Source organism: Nocardia sp. NPDC004573 (assembly GCF_053602135.1).
On record NZ_JBSGDA010000035.1, the window covers coordinates 1 to 14,906 of the forward strand.

At 64.9% G+C, this 14,906-nt stretch carries 16 protein-coding genes; 8 read left to right on the forward strand and 8 right to left on the reverse strand.

Annotation, left to right across the window (positions count from 1 at the left end):
- Together ACWEKR_RS32935 and ACWEKR_RS32940 are read right to left on the reverse strand one after the other, a co-directional pair.
- A partial coding sequence (locus ACWEKR_RS32935; RefSeq protein ID WP_452357819.1) for a hypothetical protein occupies positions 1 to 291 on the reverse strand: 291 nt, incomplete at its 3' end.
- A 238-nt stretch (positions 292 to 529) separates the two neighbouring features.
- The gene (locus tag ACWEKR_RS32940) at positions 530 to 1,480 is read right to left on the reverse strand and encodes a hypothetical protein (RefSeq protein WP_452357820.1); all 951 of its coding nucleotides are present in this window, start codon (positions 1,478 to 1,480) and stop codon (positions 530 to 532) included.
- Positions 1,481 to 1,902: 422 nt separating this feature from the next.
- Here ACWEKR_RS32940 and ACWEKR_RS32945 point away from each other — a divergent pair, with 422 nt between their 5' ends.
- Entirely contained in the window at positions 1,903 to 2,343 is a 441-nt protein-coding gene (locus ACWEKR_RS32945; RefSeq protein ID WP_452357821.1) for a hypothetical protein, read from the forward strand.
- A 548-nt stretch (positions 2,344 to 2,891) separates the two neighbouring features.
- Here ACWEKR_RS32945 and ACWEKR_RS32950 read toward each other — a convergent pair.
- Positions 2,892 to 3,341, reverse strand: a complete 450-nt coding sequence (locus ACWEKR_RS32950; protein ID WP_452357822.1) for a hypothetical protein — start codon at positions 3,339 to 3,341, stop codon at positions 2,892 to 2,894.
- A 397-nt stretch (positions 3,342 to 3,738) separates the two neighbouring features.
- On the opposite strand from ACWEKR_RS32950, the gene ACWEKR_RS32955 reads away from it, so the two are divergent.
- On the forward strand, positions 3,739 to 4,014 hold the full coding sequence (locus ACWEKR_RS32955) for a hypothetical protein (protein ID WP_452357823.1): 276 nt from the start codon (positions 3,739 to 3,741) through the stop codon (positions 4,012 to 4,014).
- Positions 4,015 to 4,256: 242 nt separating this feature from the next.
- Here the strand turns inward: ACWEKR_RS32955 and ACWEKR_RS32960 are convergent, their stop codons facing one another.
- Positions 4,257 to 4,727: a hypothetical protein gene (locus tag ACWEKR_RS32960; RefSeq protein ID WP_452357824.1), complete on the reverse strand. Its 471-nt coding sequence runs from the start codon at positions 4,725 to 4,727 to the stop codon at positions 4,257 to 4,259.
- A 331-nt stretch (positions 4,728 to 5,058) separates the two neighbouring features.
- On the opposite strand from ACWEKR_RS32960, the gene ACWEKR_RS32965 reads away from it, so the two are divergent.
- Positions 5,059 to 5,454, forward strand: coding sequence for a nuclear transport factor 2 family protein (locus ACWEKR_RS32965; RefSeq protein ID WP_452357825.1), 396 nt, complete (start codon positions 5,059 to 5,061; stop codon positions 5,452 to 5,454).
- Positions 5,455 to 6,049: 595 nt separating this feature from the next.
- On the opposite strand, the gene ACWEKR_RS32970 is transcribed toward ACWEKR_RS32965, so the two are convergent.
- The gene (locus tag ACWEKR_RS32970; RefSeq protein WP_452357826.1) at positions 6,050 to 7,441 is read right to left on the reverse strand and encodes an aldehyde dehydrogenase family protein; all 1,392 of its coding nucleotides are present in this window, start codon (positions 7,439 to 7,441) and stop codon (positions 6,050 to 6,052) included.
- 123 nt (positions 7,442 to 7,564) lie between these two features.
- Positions 7,565 to 7,864, reverse strand: coding sequence for a DUF1653 domain-containing protein (locus tag ACWEKR_RS32975; protein ID WP_452357827.1), 300 nt, complete (start codon positions 7,862 to 7,864; stop codon positions 7,565 to 7,567).
- 525 nt (positions 7,865 to 8,389) lie between these two features.
- Here ACWEKR_RS32975 and ACWEKR_RS32980 point away from each other — a divergent pair.
- Positions 8,390 to 8,926 carry a VOC family protein gene (locus tag ACWEKR_RS32980; RefSeq protein WP_452357828.1) on the forward strand — a complete coding sequence of 179 codons (537 nt, stop codon included), beginning with the start codon at positions 8,390 to 8,392 and terminating at the stop codon, positions 8,924 to 8,926.
- Positions 8,919 to 9,722, forward strand: a complete 804-nt coding sequence (locus ACWEKR_RS32985; RefSeq protein WP_452357829.1) for a MerR family transcriptional regulator — start codon at positions 8,919 to 8,921, stop codon at positions 9,720 to 9,722. Before ACWEKR_RS32980 ends, ACWEKR_RS32985 begins: the two co-directional genes overlap by 8 nt.
- A 523-nt stretch (positions 9,723 to 10,245) precedes the next feature.
- On the opposite strand, the gene ACWEKR_RS32990 is transcribed toward ACWEKR_RS32985, so the two are convergent.
- Complete coding sequence (locus ACWEKR_RS32990; protein WP_452357830.1) at positions 10,246 to 10,701, reverse strand: Rv0361 family membrane protein; 456 nt, start codon at positions 10,699 to 10,701, stop codon at positions 10,246 to 10,248.
- Between the two features lie 69 nt (positions 10,702 to 10,770).
- Between ACWEKR_RS32990 and ACWEKR_RS32995 the strand changes: the two genes are divergently transcribed.
- The 3 genes from ACWEKR_RS32995 to ACWEKR_RS33005 all read left to right on the forward strand — a co-directional run bounded on the left by ACWEKR_RS32995 (position 10,771) and on the right by ACWEKR_RS33005 (position 13,985).
- A complete protein-coding gene (locus tag ACWEKR_RS32995) occupies positions 10,771 to 11,718 on the forward strand; it encodes a hypothetical protein (protein ID WP_452357831.1) in 948 nt (315 codons plus the stop codon).
- Entirely contained in the window at positions 11,718 to 12,401 is a 684-nt protein-coding gene (locus tag ACWEKR_RS33000; RefSeq protein ID WP_452357832.1) for a hypothetical protein, read from the forward strand. Before ACWEKR_RS32995 ends, ACWEKR_RS33000 begins: the two co-directional genes overlap by 1 nt.
- A 222-nt stretch (positions 12,402 to 12,623) precedes the next feature.
- Positions 12,624 to 13,985, forward strand: coding sequence for a DUF4328 domain-containing protein (locus ACWEKR_RS33005; RefSeq protein WP_452357833.1), 1,362 nt, complete (start codon positions 12,624 to 12,626; stop codon positions 13,983 to 13,985).
- 81 nt (positions 13,986 to 14,066) lie between these two features.
- Here the strand turns inward: ACWEKR_RS33005 and ACWEKR_RS33010 are convergent, their stop codons facing one another.
- Positions 14,067 to 14,903, reverse strand: coding sequence for a glutamate ABC transporter substrate-binding protein (locus ACWEKR_RS33010; RefSeq protein ID WP_452357870.1), 837 nt, complete (start codon positions 14,901 to 14,903; stop codon positions 14,067 to 14,069).
- Positions 14,904 to 14,906: the final 3 nt, after the last annotated feature.

Here is a 14,906-nt window from a genome sequence, read left to right on the forward strand (position 1 = left end):
GACCAGCGATAAGATCATGACCAGGTCGGGGAACCGCAGAAATTTCGGTCTCGGAAGGAGATGAGATCGATGGGCTTCTTCGGCCTCGATCTCGGCGCCGGCCTCCACGGGGTCCTCAGATGGCTGGCCGTCACGTTCGGAATCGGATACGGCCTCAGCTGACCAATACACCCGACCACCGCGGCAGCAGCGGAGTTGAATCAGCGCCGACAGCCCGCTCGGTAGCGCGCTGAAGGTGGGGACGGCCGTGAACTGACCGACCACATCCAGCCGGGCCGAGTGCACCGTCATGCCCCAACGCGGCACCAGCGCCTGATCGGGGCAAGGCCGTGTTGCTACGTCGGCACACAGCGAGCACGGAACGCTCCGGACACAAGATGGGGCGCCGGACTGGCAGGCACCGGTATTCAGGTAGTCGGTATCGCCGCGGATCCACCACCCAGCCCTCGGGCGGGAACGTATGCCTCGTCTTCGATTACGTCATGCCTGCCGAGTCGACCGAGACTGTGGCGCGCCGGATACCGCTTCATCACTGCGCCCGGGGATCTGGGCTCTGTCCCAGTGCGTTTACGGTGGCGATCGCGGCGCGCAACGCGTCGGCGGCGTCGTCTGAGTTGATGACCCCGCCCGCATGGATCGCGTCGTTTCGGGACCTTCGGAGCAGATCCAGGGATGCATGCTCCTGATAGGCGGGGTGCCTGGCGGCGAGCCACTGTGATCGCTGCTGCATCCCGGGTTTGCCTTTGTAATTCTCACCTGTGGTCGATTCGACCAGCCGTATCTGCTCGATCAGGCAGGCCTCGACGGCGGTCGCCGCGTCCAGGATCGTTTTGCGAGCATCGCCGCGCAAGTACGCCCGGCGGGCGGTGCCCACCAGCTGCCACTCGATCGGCGGTTCGACATTCTCACCGACCCGTTCCAGGACCGCCGCGAAGAGGTCCGCGGACAACAGAACCGGCCGGGGAGTCTCGATGGTCATCCCAGCCTCCCGCCACCTTCCGTCCTGCCACGCCAACAGACCGGGCCCGATGGCGTTGGCAGCGAAGAGTGGTTCGCGCGAGTAGACATCCTCGCCGGTCACCGCGGTCACCCAGTCTTCGACTCGCGCAAACCAGTAGGGAATATGCCTGGCCGCATGATCGAACACCTTGTCCGCAGGCCGATCAGCGTGGAAGGGGATGCGGGGATCGACAATTCGACCTTCCTCGCGCAGTTCGATGCCTACGTGGCGCAACGCTGTGCCGTCATCGGCACCCCACGCGGCGTATTGGGTCGTCCATGGGATCGTATGATCCCATGCGTCCTCGGGCACGTCAGACAGCTCGGGGTGCCACAGATTCACCGCCAGATCACCGGGTACAGGCGGGGCCACCACAGTGGCGCGAACATTACCGATGTAGGTGTCGAACCGAGACCCCAACACGTCGTTGTGAACCCAAAGATGGTGCGGAAGCGGATATTTCGCTGAGACGGTGACCACAACTCTCCTATCGCGACAAGCTGATGACCCGAACGCTCCAGAATAAGAGCCCACGCAAGCGGATATTCGTGCCTGCTCTGCGCACGCCCGGAACGATGGTCCGGATCACCGTCAAGGGGTACAGTCGGCTGGAACAGAAACTGGATCCGCCGAAATTCGGGCAGCTATGCCGTATCTCCCGTTGAGAGCGCTACAGAGAGCCCGTTCCGGCCCGTTCAATCTCACCCTTGCGGCTGCATCTCCCAAGGAGCGCGGCAAATCCGTTGCTTTTCGGCGGTTACTACCGGTACCCCGAGGTGACGCCCCCGCGGCGGGGTAGCGGTGGCCCGGCCTGCAGTGAAGAGGAATATTGTTGTGGCAGAACGATTCTCCGATGCTGTGCGCGATATCATCGTACCTATCCATAGGATGGGAGTCGGTACATGGACAACTACAGCGCCCTGTGGGGCAGAGCTGCAGCATATTTGTGGTATGGCCGACCTACCGAGTATGCGGTTGTCGAACTTTCGCGACACAAGAATATTCCCAAGTTGTCGACGGTCAGCGGAGACTATGACACGTTCCGCGGGCAGCTTCCGAAATCCGATTGCCGCTGGGCCTGGTGCCTGTTCACGGACGAGCTTGCCGACGGGGGGAGCCGCGGCAAGTTCTGCTTTGTCTCGTGGCTACCTGAGGACGCACCGGCCGAGACCGCGGTGCGGTACCGCTTCCATCAGGCTGAGCATTTCGACTCTCTGTGGAAGGCAGTCGATGAAGGTTTCCAGCACGTCGCAAAGAAAGTCGCGAAGATAGCGGCCAGATCTTATGACGATCTGGCCTACAAGGCAGTGCTGGACGAGGTCAACCGGCAAATCGAAAGCTGAGCTGCGCGCGGACTGGCAAGACGAAAGCCAGTCCGCCGTCGGGGTGGTTCGGTGATCTACCGGGCGTCGCCTACCGATCCAGGAAGCCACCGCAGCGGTCATCACCCGCCAGCAGCAACGCGTGCGCGCCCGATTTCCCAACGAACCCACCGCCGGGCTCAAACTGCTGCCCACGCTGCCGAAGAACCCCATGGGTACATGGCGATCACCGAGCAAACTCTCGGCGCCCGCCACCGCGATTGGGTCACCGCCCTGCCCGAGATCCACATCCTGGCCGTAAGGGTGAAATCTGACACCGCCCGACAGCCCTGCGCGGGGGGCCGGTGCCGCTGTGGAGCGCGTCGGGCTGTGTGGCGATTGTGGGAACTGGCAACGATGGCCACATCGCAGAGGAGCGGCTCCATGGCTGATTCGCCCGAGGTTCGTCTCGAACTCGGGGATGCCCGCGCTCTCGCCGAACTGCTTCAGTTTGTCGGTGATACGGCCCGATCGCTGGCGGGTTCGTCGGGGACCCCGCACCCTTACGGCCAAGGCACTCACGAAGCTCGTCAGACACAGATCCAGCAGTAGAGGCGTTGTCCTCGCACAACCGCCCGGCTGGCCAGGCCGGCGGCCTGGTCGAGGAACCACGCAAGGCCGTCTGGATCCGGCGGTGTGGGGAACACGTCAGAGGCGGCCCATTCCCGGGCAAGACCGTGCAGCGAAGCGTGATCAGTGGCGGCGAGCGCATCACGCAGGGAATCCGTCAGCGACAGACACACCAGCTCTCCCTCGTCGACAGTCGCGAGAAGGTGGCCATGCCGCGGGTCGGCCTGGACAGTCTCGTCCGGCCGGCCTGTAAGGATCACTTCCGCCGGCAGCAGGTCGATAGTCGGGTCTACGCCGTTGACATCGAACCCGTCATAGCCCGTCGCGGTCGGTTCGTCGTCCTCGCGCACCACGGCCCGGATCGCGTCGTCATCGTCCGCAGCAGCGAAGTAGCCGTAGATAACTCCCATGCGTTGATCTTGGCACCCACCACCGACAACCGCTCTTGATCCCGGCCGGCGTGGCATCGTTCTTCCGTGCGCTGGTGAGGGCCGGGTTCGGTAGTCAGCCAGCGGCAGTTCGTCGCCGGGGACGCCGCCGAGCAGTGGCGAGCTCAGTGGCTCACTTTCACTGGCACAGGACACCCGCCGCGGCAACCGGCACGACTGCTCCACGGCGGTATCGGCGGCGTGGTCGGCCATGGCGTGCCGGCGCGGGGTCGGGGTGGTCATCAGGAGTTCCCCTCTGCGGTTTTCGGTTTCGTGATGTGCAACAGCTGGTCATAGAGGGGTCGCCGTAGTATCGGCCGAATTTCGAGCGGATATGGCGTAGTGGGCTGGTCAGTGGGTGCGGGAAGTCCCGGGGCCGATGAGGCTGGCCAGTTCGCGCATCGCCTTGCGAGGACGGTTTGAAGTAGCGGCGCAGGTTCTCAACAGGACCAGACCGAGCGGCTGCGGCAAGCCCAACATGTCTGTCGGTGACCGCATCCTGCATGAAGCGCTCTCGACAAACGCCGACCCGCTGCACCTGACGGTCATGTTCGGGCTCTCCGAGAAGTCCGCAGCCGACTACGCCAGGCTTGCCCGCGGCATCAAGGAGCGGCCCGTCGAGGCCGTGGGCCACTACCCCACCAGATGGGATTGAGGTCGTAGGCCGCTGTCGGCGCCCCTCCCTGTCATCGTCTCCATGCTGGTTCGGCCGGAACCGCACGCTTTATCGCACGCCGGATCACGAAACGCGTCAGGTGCCCACTGCTTTCGTTAGGGCAAGTTGTTGCGAATATCTGGTAACGATCGGTAAGGCAGAGCCTTCGACGCCAAGTTCGTCATCCGTCTGATCGGCTCTCGGGTGTTACGTCACGCGCGCCTAGCTGGGTTCCGTATGGGTTAGAGCCAGTGCGGTGGCTGTCGTGCTGGATCGTCGAGTACCGCGTCGATTCGTTGGTCGATCACGATGAGATCTATCGCTTCGGGGTCGGCTCCGATGGAGGCGAAGTGGGGATCGACATCGTTGGTGACGCACCAGGTGTGGTCTGCCGGCCAGATGAACGCGGGATCCGGGCAGTCGCCATAGGGCCACTGCGCGGGGTTGTCGCTGTTCCAGTCTGCGTAGTCCGCCAGTGCGCCGCGGAACAGCCAGTAGTCGCGGTGGGGAATGCGGAAGTTGGGTGGTGACTCGATGGCGGTGGTCGGCCATCCGTTCCACAGGCAGAAGTAGCACTCGCCCGGCGTGGTCGTGTATCGAGACAAGATCTCCAGCGCTGCGCCAACCTGGTCTTTCTCCGGCAATCCGTGCGGTTCGAAGTCGATGTCGCTGGTTTTCTGCCCGGGAAAGCTCGGATCGGGAATGAACCTCACCCGGGCATAACCGGGATATCCCGTTGGGCCGCGAGTCAACGAGCCGATGCCACGGAAGGCGCTGCTCGACGAGCCAGTCGGCGGCCGACGCATCATCACACAGTTCGTAACTCACCCGGACATTGTGCCGAGAGCGGTCCGGCTTTCGCTGCGCAGTGGGAGTTCTCGAACGCGTTACGGTCGTGTTCGGGCTCAGCGAGCAGTCCGCAGCATCGCGGTCATAGGTGCTTCCAGGGAAGCCCAGATCGTTGGCAAGGCCAACTAATAGCTGTATAGTTGGCGATGCCAATGTTGGAGTCTCCAATAAAGGGGTGTCATGTCCACGAATACCGTGATCGCCGACCGCATCGAAATCGCCGATCTGTTCAGCCGCTTCGCCCGCCTGCTCGACGAGCAGCGGTGGGAGGATGCCGGCACCGTCTTCACCGACGATGTGGAGGTCGATTCGCCGCGCATCCGAGTCCGCGGCATCGATAAGGTCGTCGACTACATGCGGCAAGCCGAGGTCGAAGGGCAACATACTCAGCACACGACCACCGACCTGCTGGTGAACGTGGACGGCGACCAGGCCGATGTCTCGTCGAACTCGATCGTGTACTACTACCGCGACGGTCAGCCACCCCACCAGACAGGAGGTCTCCGGCAGGCCTGCGTTGCGGTGCGGACGCCGGCGGGCTGGCGAATCAGCGAGACACGGATCATGCCCGCCTGGATTCGCACGGATTGACCGCTCCCCCGAGAGCTCGGCATGTCTGGAGATACGAGCTCCCGGAGCCGTTTGGCGGCGACGACATCGCAGAACTGGGGATTACGAGGCGGAGCCGCACCCGGCGCGTTGGGGTGCCGTTAACAATCGTGTCACCTGGTACATGAACGCTTCCGAAACCCGGTCGAGAGGTGTTGGCGCGGTGTAGCTCGCGCGTGATACCCGTCTGAGGAAACGATCCCGGCTCATCGCGGGGTGAGCGCGGACTGGCGTGAGCTGGTGTATCAGACCGACAGGCAGCAACTGAGCGTGCAGTGCCTGCGAATCGTGCGAGCCTCGCTGGTCTACATCAACACCCCGATGGTCCAAGATCTCATTGACGACCCGACACCGGCGAGGTCCTCGTCACCGCCGCCGACAAGCGCGGGGTGACCCCGCTGTTCTGGGAACACGTCCTGCCCTACGGGGAGGTCAAGCTGAACATGACCAGCCGGCTCACCCTCAGCGGCGGCTGATCAGCCCAGGCCATCGCTCACGCGACGTCGCGCGACGAGCACGGCGCGGCCCCGATCGAACCAGCACCAACGTTGTTGTCGCGCCGAGACCAGGTGGTGTCTTAGAGTGCGCGGCAGACGGTTTTCGTGACAAGGTATTCGCTGATTCCGGCAGGCCCGAGTTCGCGTCCGTTACCGGACAGTTTTACCCCACCCCAGGGGATGTGGGGCATGAAGTATCCGAAGCAGTTCACCCAGACGGTGCCTACCCGAACGGAGTCGGTGAACCGGTCGGCGGTACCGGTGCTGGTGGTCCATACCGAGGCTGACAGCCCGTAAATGGAGTTATTGGCGATGGTGATGGCCTCGTCGAGATTGTGGAACGGGTAGATGCACACCACTGGGCCGAAAACCTCGTCGTGGGAGATCTTTGCCTGGGGGCTCACATTGGTCAGGACAGTAGGTTGATAGTGCAAGGGGCCGGGTAGGCCGAGCGCTGCACCGGTTTCGGCGTGGGCGCCGTCAGCGAGCGCGTCCTGAACCATCGAGTCGATTGCCTCCAGGTGCGTCTCGTCGATTTGCGGTCCTTGCTCGGTGGCATCATCGAACTGGTCACCGAGCCGACGCCGCTGGGCGTGGTCGGTGAGACTGCTTACGAAGTCGTCGTAGATGTCTCGGTGGACGAGCAGTCTGCTGACGGCACAACAGTTTTGCCCGGCCACGCCGAACGCACCGTCTACCGTCGCAGCCAGCGCCCGGTCCAGGTCCGCGTCCGGGAAGACTGCGTTCGCACCCTTGCCACCTAGTTCGGTGACAATCGGCGGGATACGCCACGCCGAGGCGCGGGTGATGGCGCGGGCGGTGGCGGTGCTGCCGGTAAAACTGATCATGTCGATCCGCGGATCGGACACCAGCGCGGTGCCTGCCACTTGGCCGATCCCCGTGATGATGTTGACCACGCCCGGCGGGAAGCCCGCCTCGGCTATCCGAGCGGCCAGCGCATGCAGCGACAGCGGCGCTCGCTCGGGCGCTTTGACCACGACCGTGCACCCAGCGGCCAGTGCGGGGGCGAGTTTCCATGCCGCACAAGCGAACGGGAAGTTCCACGCGACAATGACGGCGCACACGCCGACCGGCTCGCGGCGCAGGGTCACTTGAACACCGTCAGGTGTGGGTAGGGCCTGGTCCACGGCATGGCTAGCAAGCTCGGCGTAATAACGGTAGGTCTGGGCGGCGGTGCCGATGTCCCAGCTCTGGACCCCAGCGAAGAGCTTGCCGGTGTCGAGCGATTCCAGCAATGCCAGTTCGGCCTGGTCACGTTCGATGAGCCCTGCCAGCCGGATAAGGCACGCCCCCCGTTCGGTCGGTGTCATTCTGGGCCAGGGCCCCTCATCGAACGCCTGCCGAGCCGCCCCGACCGCACGGTGCACGTCCGCGTGCTGCGCTGCTGGCAGCCGGGCAATCGCCCGACCCGTACCTGGATCTGTAATATCGAGCGTTGCAACGGCTTCCACGTCAGTATGGACGCCGCCGACAAAGGGGCGGAGATCAACTGACGGAAGAACCTCGTCTATCGCAAGGGTCCGCCGCGGGGCGGCACCGGCTGGAATACGCATCTTGTCCTGTCTTGCCGGCGGCTATGTATACGGCCGCTGGCTAGCGAGGGTGGGCCGGGTATCCGTCCCCACGTACCGGAATCGGGGAACACGGCGGCCGTCAATGTCCACTTCCTCGGTGAAGTTGCTAACCGTCCGGACCCACACATGCTGATCGCCGAACACCGGCGAGGTGAACATCGCGTGATAGATGACCACCTCGGCGCCGGGCAGCTCCTCCGCACCGTCACCAGTGACCGCATGCCCGAACCCGGTCACGTTATAGCGATGGCCGGTAAAATGCTCGTACAGACCCAGTTTGATCTGCCCGTTTCCATCCACCGGTTGCTCCCAGCTACTCACCAACGACCCAGGCCGCCGCGAGATCAGCGGCTAGGCCGACACGGTACCTGTTATCGGCCCAGTAATCCGGAAGCCGGCCCGAGCCGCACGCAATCCTATCGAGCGGACTGCAGCGCAAGCATCCTCTCCGGATCGACCACGGGCATCGGTTGGCAGTCTGTTCCGCTTCCGTGGAAGTGGAACAACACGATACCGCGCCGGTCAAGTCGCCACCGATGGTGGGCGACCTGGGCGAACCGGAACAATACTCGTTCCGGCAGTCGTTCCATCGAAAGTGTTCCGAAAGGCCCGAAACAGCCTCGGTGAAATCACGAGCTGGCAACCGAACAAGAACAGTGATCGTGGCGACTACCTGCCCAAACAGGTTTCATGTACCGGTTGACACGATCGTTAACGGCACGCCGCGTTGTCCGGGTCCGTCGGCCGGACGGACCGCGCGAGCCGCGAACGAACTCAGGAATTCCGCTTGACCCTCACGTTGCGTGAGGCTGAAGGGTGGGGCGCATGAGTGAGTTCTACAACGCCTTCGAGATGAGTCCCGTACCTACCCCCGGTCCGGATGCCGTTGCGCCGGAGCCGTTCCGAGGCATCTATGGAATGCCGGCGTTCGTGACGATTCCCACGAGCGATCTGGCGGCGTCGGTGGACTTCTGGGTCCGTGGGCTCGGGTTCTTCGAGCTGTTCGCTATCCCGGGCAGGCTTGTGCATTTGCGCCGATGGGCTTTCCAGGACGCCCTTCTCGTCGCGGCGGAGAGTGTTCCGGAGCAGGCGCCGACGATCACCTTCAGCTTCGCGTGCGTGCTCGACCAGGTCGAACCCCTGGTCGAGGCCTGTCGTGCGTTGCGCCCGAACTCGGTCGACAGCCCGCGGGATCCTCCTTGGAACACCCGCGATGTCGTGGTGATCACCCCCGAGAACGCGCGGATCGTTTTCACCGCGGCGAAGCCCTTCGACCCGGCGAGCCAGGAGGCGCGGAGCCTCGCGGCCATCGGGATCACCGCGCCGGGCGTCGGTCGCGGCGACAATGATGAGCATGCCTGATGCCACCGACGCCGATGGTGTGACCGTCGGTCAGGTCTCGGCGCGTCTGGGCGTGACAGTCCGCGCGCTGCACCACTGGGATGAGAGCGGTCTGGCGCGACCGTCGCTGCGCACGGCCGCCGGATACCGGCTCTACACCGCTGACGATCTGGAACGCCTGCAGCGCATCGTCGTCTACCGTGAGATCGGCCTCGGGTTGGAGGATGTCCGGGCCATCTTGAACGATCCGACCGCGGACGTGCCCGGCGCATTGCGCGCACAGCGCACCCTGATCGACGAACGGATCGACCGCCTCCAGCAGCTCGGGGCGGGAGTGGATCGGATGATCGACGCCCACGAGCGCGGCCTGCTGCTGAGCGTTCAGCAGCAGGCCGCGCTCTTCGGCCCCCGATGGAACCCGGACTGGCCCGCCCAAGCTCGTGAGCGCTATGGAGACACGACGCAATGGTTGCAGTACGCCGAACGGTCAGCCTCTCGCGGTCCGGAAGAATGGCAGGCCATCGCCAACGACATCGCCTGCCTCGACCGCGCCCTCGGGGAGGCGATGGATGCGGGCGTCACACCCGGTAGCCCGGAAGCGAATCGACTCGTCGAGCGGCACCGGCAAGTTTTCGCGTCGTACTTTCCCCTCACCCGGCAGATGCAGGTCTGTCTCGGCCGCAGATTCGAGGCCGATCGGGCATTCGCCGCCCACTACGACGGCATCCGCGTCGGCCTTGCCGCGTGGTTCCGTCGAATCATCGACGCCAGCGCGCGCGCCCACGGCATCGACCCCGACACGGCGACCTGGGAGTAGAGCGCGGGTTCGGAAACCCGCGCCCGTACGACGCCGACGCCTACCGCCCGCATGCCCTCCTACGGAAACCGAGATACACCGAGCAGTTTCGTTGTCCGCCGCAGCGGTAGTGCGCCTCGCGCAGGGCTGATAGGCGTCGCGCAGTCCGTCGGCCCCGGCGCGGCGCTCACTGCGTGTGCATCGGCGCCCGGCCAACGCGGCCGCGCTGCCGCTGTGCACCTACGCCTACCTGCTCGATTCTGGGAGGAATCCCTACAGCCGATTCGGGTTCAGATATGCGGCCCGACGACATCGGCATCGTCGCCGGGGTACAACCCGACGCCGATCGGCATCCCGGTCGATATCGGAGGTACTGCGGCGGTCTGGGTGCACGCGGCACCGCCAAAGCCGGTTGGTATCTCACCAACTGGTCGAAGTGTTCGCTCGTCGGCGAGCAGTCGCCGTCGTATCGAACTGCGGCGCTGATGGCGGCACGGCCGATCTGGTTCAGGGGACGTAGGTTCGCCACCTCACGGCGGTGCTTCTATCCGAACTGTTCCGCGGCCGGTGCGCATACTTTCCAGCGGGTGTCTTCCCTGCGCAGGTACAGTGGCCGAGGCGCGCTAGGCGGACGCGCGACCTGAGCTGAAGCGATGTCGCCCCGGATGACGATGCCGGAGATGTCGACCGGGCGCTGCCGCCGGCCGTCCTCGGTCGAACCGCCCTTCTCGGCTTCTTCGCCACCGGAGACGCGGTCGGCAAAGGTCGCGGCCTCCTCGGCGCAGAGCAGTTCGACCACCTGCTGCGTGCTGCCCGACTCGACGACGCTCGCGAAATCCGCTATCACCGCGCGTACTTGGGCATCGTCGGTGTCTTCCGCTCCTACCTGCACAATCACGAGGGCGACAGCGCCGCCGATGCCCGTCAGCGCGAAAAGCGTGATGAGCACGAGCAATCCGGTACGGGAGAGTTGAAATCGAGGTGGTGGTGAATCGGTCACTGCGCCTGCTCCCCCGGGTCGATGGCGATCGCATTTCACGGTAGCTCATGGTCGGAAAGCGGTGCTACCGTGAAGATTACGGAGGGGACCATGGCGCATCGGCCTGCTGAATCCAGCCGCCTCGGCATAGTGATGCTGGCGGCGCTCCTGGTGTGCGCCGCGTTGGTCGGCGCTCCGGCGGGGAGCGCTCAACCGCCTCCTCCGCCGCTGCCGACGTCTACGCAGCCCGCTCCCGCGCCACCGAAACGTTTGTGCGAAGCGCAAGAAGTGGCTGTAGCACGTGTCGAACAGGCCATCGCGCAACACAATGCGCGCCCTAATGTGTTCGATCCGCGCCAGCAAGCGGCGTACGAAGCGTACAACGCCGAGGCGCGCAGGCTGAATCAGGAATACGCCGGCGCCAAGGACAATCTACGCAGATGTGTCGGCACGGTGCAGCGACTGGCGGATGCCGGCCTACCGGCCCAGGCATCCCCGCGCCAGATGGACAAAGCCACCGCGGCGAAGAACAAGGTTCCGCCCGGATACGCACTGCCCTACCCCAGCGGCGGTAAGCAGGGATACTCCGTGCCGAAACAATCACCTGCTCGCGAACTGTACGAGGTCATGCGCGAGATCAGTCCGCCCAGCAAGAGCAAGGTCACCGGTCCACTCCAGGGGCAGTCCCGGCCCGCGGTCGGCGATCGCGACCCGGCCTACCCGGGCGGCTGGATAGGCAAGGACGCCAAAGGGGGCTCCGCGGTATCGCTGGACCACGTCGTGCCGCTGGCCGAACTGTTCCACATGCCAGGATTCCTCGCTTTGACACCTGAATACATGATCATGGTCGCCAATGCCGCGCTCGATCTGCAATGGCTGTCGTTTGCCGCGAACCGGGCCAAGGGATCACGCAGCGTAGGTGACATACTCGGGGTCGACCCGAACTGGCAGGCCGCGCAGGTGGCCCTGGAGAACCGGATCAGAGCGGAACTGACGCGCTTGATTCAGGATCTCCTCGAATTTCAGGGAGGCAGATAGTGCCCCGGATCGACCCCGAGGACATCGTCACCGCCCTCGAGGAGGACAGCCCGGTCGTCTTCGTCGACGCCACGACGGTGGACAGCGCTCCGGTCCCGGAACAGTGGCGCCCGATCGCGGAGTCCGGTGAACCGGCCGAGCGCGGGCGGCTCGCGCGTTCCCTGTGGAACAGCGATCTGGTCGGACTGCTTCCGAGATTCACCGCGGCGCTCGATGAACAGCTCGCAGACGTGCGCGTGTGTCTGCTGCGCGGCGAGTGTGTGCTCGTCTACGCCGCCGCGGGCGTCGACGAACCGTGGGTGGTGTGGATCGGTTGGGACCCCGGTTCCGCACGCGATTCCACGCCACCGCTGTGGGCGGGAATTCCCACCCCGATACGCATCTTCCTGCGCGAGGTGCATGCTGGTTACACCGCCGAGGACTGGGAGTCCTACGGGATCCTGTCCCCGCGCACCATGCGGACCTACGCCGCCGAGGCCGGCTTTCCCGACGGAATTCCCGGATGGGATCGAGAGATCGACGCGACCCGGCTGCTTCGCATCGGCAAGACCTACAGCGGGATGGAATACTGGGTCTCCCCCGATCTGCCGGCCGACAAGATCGTCGTCACCTACGAGCGGGACTTCGACATCGAAGATCTGGGTCCTGAGTTGGACAAACTCTTCTCCTACCGCATCGCGTGACCGCCGGTCCAGCCGTGCGGGCACGGCCGGAGTCGAAAAGAGTGTGCGCAACTTTTCGGGTGGTCTTGCCGCAGCGCCGGTAACTGCTCGGCCGGTTTCGCGGCATAGCCCACGCGTCGAGGCCATGCCATACTGGCAGGTTGTTTTCGCTGACGTCACGGGGGAATCATGGTCACGGGCCACACCGAAGACGGACGCAGAGCGGGCTTTTCCTCTTCGGGCGTGCCGGCGTCGTTCCGCTCGGTGCGCGGGCTCGGGCTCGTCATCGTTGCCGGGGCCACAGCGGTGACGGGTCTGCGCGCGGTCGAATTGGTGCTGAACTGGCAGCTGAGTGCGCGCCTTCAGGAATGGGAAGCGGACGGATTCGGCGCCTCCGAGGACTCGGTGAAGCGGTGGGTGGCGGCCGTCGGCGCCGTCACGTGGATCGCCATGAGCTTGCAGATGGTCACGGGCCTGCTGTTCATCACCTGGGTCTACCGTGCTCGGCGCAATGCCGAATCGCTGTGCTCGGCACAGCATCGGCTTCCCCGTGCGTGGGCCATCGTAGGTTTTCTCCCAGTGGTGAACTGGATTGTTCCGCCCATTCTGGTCGACGATATCCAGCGGGCGAGCGACCCGGCCACCCCACGGAACGCCATGCGCCTGGCCCCCTCCTCGACGACGGGGTACGTCGTCGTCTGGTGGTTCTCCTTCGTCCTCGCAGCTACTTTGTATTTCCTGGCCTACCTTCTCTCGATCGGCGTCAGGCGCGGACTCGAGGATGCGGCGGGGTCCGCAGATGCTGGGTTACTGGTCCACTTCACGGGCCTGATCCTGCTCACCGTCGCGGCGGGCCTGCTCACTGTGCTACTGACCCGGATCGGGCGTTGGCAGGCCGAGCGGGCGGAGTACATCGGCGCCGACCCGGAGCCGGAAGCGGCCGCCGCGGCACCATCGGTTCCGGGCGGACGCCCGGTGCCGCAGCTCGCGCCTGGTGGTCTCGGAAGCGTCGCGGCCGTGCTGAGCTGTACCGTGTTCGTCGGCCCGGCGCTGATCGCCGTCGCGTCGCCCAACTACCAGACGGTGCGTGAAACCCCCACCGGCACGGCGGAATACGAGGCCGCGATGGACGCGTGGGCACCCCTCACCCTCCTGGGGATCCTCATTTGGGGCTTCACGCTCATGCTCGCCGGGGTGCTGTTCCTGTGCTGGTTGTGGCGAGCCAGGATCAATGCCGAGCACTCGGACCCGAACGTGCATACGCTCGGGCGTGGCTGGACGCTCGGCAGCTGGTTTCTCCCCCTGGGAAATCTCGTCCTTCCCGCTCTTGTCGTCGGCGACGTGCACCGAGCCGGCCGTCCGGGTGGGGCCGCCCGCGCGGGTTATAGCCCGCTGGTGGCGTTCTGGTGGCTGAGCTGGCTGACGACCTGGATATGGACCTGGCTCGCGCTGCTGCTGCAGCAGCCGATCCTTTGGTGGGCGACGACCGGGTTCTTCGCGCTGACCGCGGCTCTGCTCGTGCCGGTCATCCGGCAGATCGACGGCGGGCAACAGGCGGCGGCGCAGCGCCGATACACCGCCGCCTGGCAGCAGCCGACTTCCTGAACCCTTTCAGGCTGGGTCTACGGCATTGCCTCGCGCCCGGGACCCGCTCGTCGCACCGAGCCACCCGCGCGTGCAGGCGCATCAGTATCGATCGACCGAGGGTGGCGTCAGAGTCGAGCCGCGCAGCGGGCCGATAGTGTTCTCGAACGCCTTCTGCCACGAACCGTCGGCGACCATCTGCTCGATCGCGTCATTGATCTTGGCGCGGGTCTGTTGATCACCCTTTTTCAGGCCGATGCCGTATTTCTCGGTGGTGAACGTATCGCCGACCAGCTTCAGTTCGCCCGACACCTGCCCCGCGAAGCCGGCGAGGATGATGTCGTCGGTGGTCACCACGTCGACCGCGCCGCTGCGCAAAGCTTGGATGCACTGCGAGTAATTGTCCAGTTCGACCAGCTGTACGTCTTTGGCGTAGTGGTCCTTGACGTATTGCGCGGGAGTAGAGCCTTTGACCGAGCAGAGCTTCTTGTTGCCGGTCAGCGACTCGACACCGGTGATATCGGTGGTCTCGTTCTTCACCAGGAGGGCCTGCCCGGAGATGAAGTACGGTCCGGCGAAATCGACTTTCTTCTTGCGCTCCTCGGTGATCGAGTAGGTGGCCACGATGAAGTCCACCTCGCCGTTCATGATCATCGTCTCGCGTTGCGCCGTCGGCGTTTCTTTGAAGGTGATCCCCTCGGGCGGAACGCCGAGCTTGCCTGCCACGTACTTGGCGATCTCCACGTCGTAGCCTTGGAACGAGCCGTCCGCCTCGCGGAAGCCCAGACCGGGCTGGTCGAACTTGATGCCGATGGTCAACTTGCCCTCGCGCACGTGATCTTCGGTGGTCGCGGCGTCGCCGCCGCCACCGCAGGCGGTCGCGACGAGGGCGACGGCGATCGCCCCGATGGCAAGGCGAAGTGTTCGGTTCATCCTCATCGA

Bases quoted from the DNA above. Each gene is read 5' to 3' on its own strand.
- ACWEKR_RS32945 (WP_452357821.1), top strand. From the start codon at position 1,903: ATGGACAACTACAGCGCCCTGTGGGGCAGAGCTGCAGCATATTTGTGG.
- ACWEKR_RS32950 (WP_452357822.1), bottom strand. From the start codon at position 3,341: ATGGGAGTTATCTACGGCTACTTCGCTGCTGCGGACGATGACGACGCG.
- ACWEKR_RS32955 (WP_452357823.1), top strand. From the start codon at position 3,739: ATGAGGCTGGCCAGTTCGCGCATCGCCTTGCGAGGACGGTTTGAAGTA.
- ACWEKR_RS32980 (WP_452357828.1), top strand. From the start codon at position 8,390: ATGAGTGAGTTCTACAACGCCTTCGAGATGAGTCCCGTACCTACCCCC.
- ACWEKR_RS32985 (WP_452357829.1), top strand. From the start codon at position 8,919: ATGCCTGATGCCACCGACGCCGATGGTGTGACCGTCGGTCAGGTCTCG.
- ACWEKR_RS33010 (WP_452357870.1), bottom strand. From the start codon at position 14,903: ATGAGGATGAACCGAACACTTCGCCTTGCCATCGGGGCGATCGCCGTC.